A 392-nucleotide genomic window follows, 5' to 3' on the forward strand; every position below is an offset into this window, starting at 1 on the left:
TTGTCTGCCCTGGCGTCTGTAACGCCAGATCGTACCCGTTTGATATTTAATGAAAGCGACAAATCAATCAGCGTGACGCTGCGTAATAACGATCCGAAACTCCCTTATCTGGCTCAAAGCTGGATTGAAGATGAAAAGGGTAACAAGATCACCTCGCCGTTAACTGTGCTGCCGCCAGTGCAACGCATCGATTCAATGATGAACGGGCAGGTAAAAGTGCAGGGAATGCCGGATATCAACAAATTGCCAGCCGATCGTGAAAGCATGTTCTACTTTAACGTGCGCGAGATCCCGCCAAAATCAAACAAACCCAATACCCTGCAAATCGCGCTGCAAACGCGTATCAAGTTGTTCTGGCGACCAAAGGCGCTGGAAAAGGTCAGTATGAAAAG

At 48.2% G+C, this 392-nt stretch carries 1 protein-coding gene; it reads left to right on the forward strand.

What is annotated here, in order from left to right:
* Positions 1-392, forward strand: a 392-nt coding sequence (locus GV819_RS32825) for a fimbria/pilus periplasmic chaperone (RefSeq protein WP_161760136.1), incomplete at its 3' end; no start/stop codon positions are given.

Origin of the sequence: Pseudomonas sp. Fl5BN2 (genome assembly GCF_009908205.1) — a bacterium.
Lineage (GTDB): Bacteria > Pseudomonadota > Gammaproteobacteria > Pseudomonadales > Pseudomonadaceae > Aquipseudomonas.